The sequence below is a fragment of the uncultured Anaerovibrio sp. genome (genome assembly GCF_947302755.1).
In the GTDB taxonomy this organism is placed as follows: domain Bacteria; phylum Bacillota; class Negativicutes; order Selenomonadales; family Selenomonadaceae; genus Anaerovibrio.
In genome coordinates this window covers 1-3,763 of the sequence record NZ_CAMYWM010000187.1, presented here as the reverse complement: position 1 = coordinate 3,763, position 3,763 = coordinate 1, and the positions used below count along the sequence as shown (strand labels likewise).

Annotated in this window: 4 protein-coding genes and 1 pseudogene; all 5 read right to left on the bottom strand. The window is 38.3% G+C overall.

Annotated elements, in window-relative coordinates:
• Positions 1-188 precede the first annotated feature (188 nt).
• Positions 189-872, bottom strand: coding sequence for an ABC transporter ATP-binding protein (locus tag Q0Y54_RS12215; protein ID WP_297968435.1), 684 nt, complete (start codon positions 870-872; stop codon positions 189-191).
• Complete coding sequence (locus tag Q0Y54_RS12210) at positions 856-1,602, bottom strand: ATP-binding cassette domain-containing protein (RefSeq protein WP_297968432.1); 747 nt, start codon at positions 1,600-1,602, stop codon at positions 856-858. Before Q0Y54_RS12210 ends, Q0Y54_RS12215 begins: the two co-directional genes overlap by 17 nt.
• The gene (locus tag Q0Y54_RS12205; RefSeq protein WP_297968430.1) at positions 1,599-2,432 is read right to left on the bottom strand and encodes an ABC transporter permease; all 834 of its coding nucleotides are present in this window, start codon (positions 2,430-2,432) and stop codon (positions 1,599-1,601) included. The genes Q0Y54_RS12210 and Q0Y54_RS12205 overlap by 4 nt, the downstream gene beginning before the upstream one ends.
• A gap of 5 nt (positions 2,433-2,437) precedes the next feature.
• Positions 2,438-3,388 (bottom strand): ABC transporter permease, encoded by a 951-nt coding sequence (locus Q0Y54_RS12200; RefSeq protein WP_039207618.1) that lies wholly within the window; start codon positions 3,386-3,388, stop codon positions 2,438-2,440.
• 1 nt (position 3,389) lies between these two features.
• A pseudogene (locus Q0Y54_RS12195) lies at positions 3,390-3,763 on the bottom strand (ABC transporter substrate-binding protein); the annotation flags it as partial.

The window sequence follows — 3,763 nt, the reverse complement described above, 5'->3', positions numbered from 1 at the left end:
GTGTTATGGCACTCTTAAATTTTTAAAAAGTGGTCTTGACAGGGGGCCCATTATAAAACTCCGTGCAAAATCATATTTTGCACTACGCCCTTACACGAAATCTAAAGCTTTGAAAATGCCAATGTATCTATGCTAAAGCACCAACTAAACATATTTCATTTTTATTTTAATACATTACTGTACTCCAATCAGCAATAGACAATTTCATCAGCAATATCACATATTTTATCCACATTATGTGAGCTTAACAATATGGACATATTTTGTTTTTTATTTAACGAAAATAGAATATTCATTATAAGTCTGGCATTTCTCTCATCTAACATAGATACCGGTTCATCCAAAATAAGCAAGCGCGGCTGCACAAGAAGTGCGCGACATAACGCCATTCTTTGCAGTTCACCACCACTTAGCTGATGGGGAAACCTGTACAAATGCTCGTGGAATAAATGAACCATATTTAATATTTCATCAATTGATACTGTATTTAATGACACACCTCTATCTAATTCCCGATAAATATCAAACACCTCCAGCAAGCTCTTTCCCAAGGTCATTGATGGATCAAAGAAGTTCTCCGGATGCTGAGATATATACTGTACCTCACTACGAAATAATTTATTATCGCTATGGGAAAAATCACTGTAATCAACTACGCGTCCATCTCCGAAGGTATAGGTTATCTGTCCATTATCATACGCTAAAAGACGCAATAATATCTTAATAATTGTACTTTTGCCACTACCGCTATCCCCTCGCAGCCAGGTAATAGCCCCTTCTTTTACAACAAAGCTCAAACCTTTTAATACGGACTTTTTTTCACTTCTATTGCGTTGAACATAGTCCTTATATAAATTATCTACTTTCAACATAAAGCTTTCCTTCTTGCATCCTGATAATACAATGACATAATTTTTGTGCCAATTTCATATCATGGGTGATAATAATCATACTGCTGCCAGAGTTTTCATACATATTTTTTAAATTTTTTATGACTAACTGCCTATTGATCTCGTCTAAACCCTTAGTTGGTTCATCTGCAATAATCCATTGGGGTTTAATATAGGTCACCATGGCACATAATACACGTTGTAGCATTCCGCCACTTAATTCGTGAGGATAGCTTGACAATATTCTATCAATATCAGTAAAACCAAATCCCTCCAAAGCCGCCCCAGCCAATGAGTAAGCTACTCTATCAGCAAATAAATGACGTATACATGAGGCACGTACAACCCCTGCTCCTTCCAATGCATCCCTAATATGAGCATAAATTGTTTTCATCGGACTAAATGCTTCTTCTGGCAGCTGGGGAACCAACGCCATTATTTTCCCGTACATCTCCATACATTCTTCTGACGACATTGCCAACATGTTGTTGCATTCGTAAAGCACCTCACCGGAAGCCACCGCATTAGCTGGTAAGTCCCCTAAAATTGCCTGACCCAAAACCGATTTGCCACTGCCACTTTCACCAACCACTGCCGTTATCCTTCCAGTTGGAAATACACAATTACCCTGCTTTATAATATTTGTTAATTCACCATTTATATAAAAATCAATTGTTAAGTCTTTAATAACAATACTGCCTTTTTCCATCATTCAGGTCTCACCTCATTTTTATGCCAGCCAAAACACCTTTCAAGGTGTTTTCCTATGTTGTTTATGGATGAAACCAATAAAAAAATGCCGCAGCCTGGAATCAGAACCAAATATGGTGCACTACGATAATACAGCATGGAATCATTTATCATTACACTCCAATCAGGCGCTGGTGGCTGAATTCCCAATCCCAAAAAGCTAAGGCCTGCAATGGATAAAATACTGCGCCCTAAACGCTGCGTGCCCAACACCAGCATTATTCCACGTAAATTGGGCAAAATATGATGAAATATTATCCGCATGTCACCAGCACCAAGGCAAATCAAGCCTTCAATATACCCTGCCTGACGTATACGAATTACCTCAGCTCTTATAATGCGGGAAAAACCAGTCCAATTGGAAATCACTACTGCCAAAATCAGACCACCTATTCCCGGTCCCCAAAAACCGGCTATAGCTATCATGAGGCAAGTACCTGGTATGCCTTGAAAAATATTGCAAATTACATTATAAATCTTATCGGCGGTTTGCCCATAATATCCGACCAGCATACCAATAATTCCACCAGCTGTCATTGCTATTGACGTACACACCAACGAAAGTATTATTGTATTGCGGCTGCCCAGCATCATACGACTTAGCATATCCCTTCCCAATGCGTCAGTCCCTAGCCAATGTTCTGAATTGGGACTTTGTAGACGAATGGACATATCTGGTTGAAAAGGATTATATGGCATAATCAATGGAGCAGCTAAGCCAGACACAATAATACATAGAAGAACAAAAATACTTAGATATATGCTCCATTTACTATCTGACATTTTGGGCATTTATCTCACCTCTCCCGCAAATCCATTTTTGGATTTATGGCATACAATACAATATCTACGATACTATTTACCATAACATATACTATCCCTGTAAAAAGTACATACCCCTGCAACATCGGATAATCCCGAAAATGAATTGCCTCCAAGGCCATAGCCCCTAATCCGGGAATGGAAAAAATATATTCAATTACAACTGAACCACCTAAAATAGCCCCTGTATAGTTTCCCAACATGGCGATAACAGGCATAACTGCATTTGGAAGGGCATATTCCAATAATATTCTCTTACGACTCAATCCACGTAAACGGGCTACCTTACAGTAATACTTATCCAGTTCAAGAGCCAACTGGCGATTTAATACTTGCCCTATCATAACTGAAGATATTAAAGACATTGAAATAGTAGGCAAAACCAATCCTGATACATCAGTCAATCCACCTGACGGCATTATTCCCATAACCTCACAAAAGAAATAAACTAACATTATTGCAATGAGAAACCCTGGCACCGACAGGCAAACCTGACCATACAGTGACAGAAGCCTCCCTATACGACCATGACTATAGTAGTTAGAAACCAGACCATATAACAAGCTAAATAAGGTCGTCAAACCTATTGCTCCACAAGCAATTATAGTCGTATATGGTATTCGCATATATATTTCTTCTACTATTCCTCGTCCCGTATGGAAGGAATTGCCAAGATTACCATGCAAAACATTTATCAACCAGTGCAAATACTGAACCCAAAAGCTATCATCCAACCCAAGCTCTTGGCGTAGCTGGAGTCGTTCCCCCTCTGAAGCTACAGTCATACCACTTTGCTCCAAAATTATGTCCTCAGGATTTCCAGGAGTAATAAATACCAGAGAAAAGGTTATAAAGCTAATTCCAATTAGTACAGGAATCAACGAAATAATTTTATTTTTTATAAATTGTATGGTCTGAATGCTCATATTATTCCTTCACTGCTATCCTGTTCAAAGATACCCCGTAGGTACAGGCCTGATAGCCAGTCAACTTACGATTATATACCACAATATTTTCATCATAATACAGGGGTATTACAGGCAATTCATCAACGGAAATATCCTGAATTTCATCATATATATGCTTCCTCTGCTCTTTATCTACCGTAATTGACAATTGCTCCATTAACATGGGAACACGATTATTTACATAGCCCAATGAATTACTTTTATTTCTTCCCATATTCGGCATAAGGAAATAATTAAAAATAAATTGTGGATCACCATTAGGCAAGCCCTGTTGGCTTCTGGCAAGATTATACTCCCCTTTTTTTAATATATCCGTCATTACTGCATATTCCA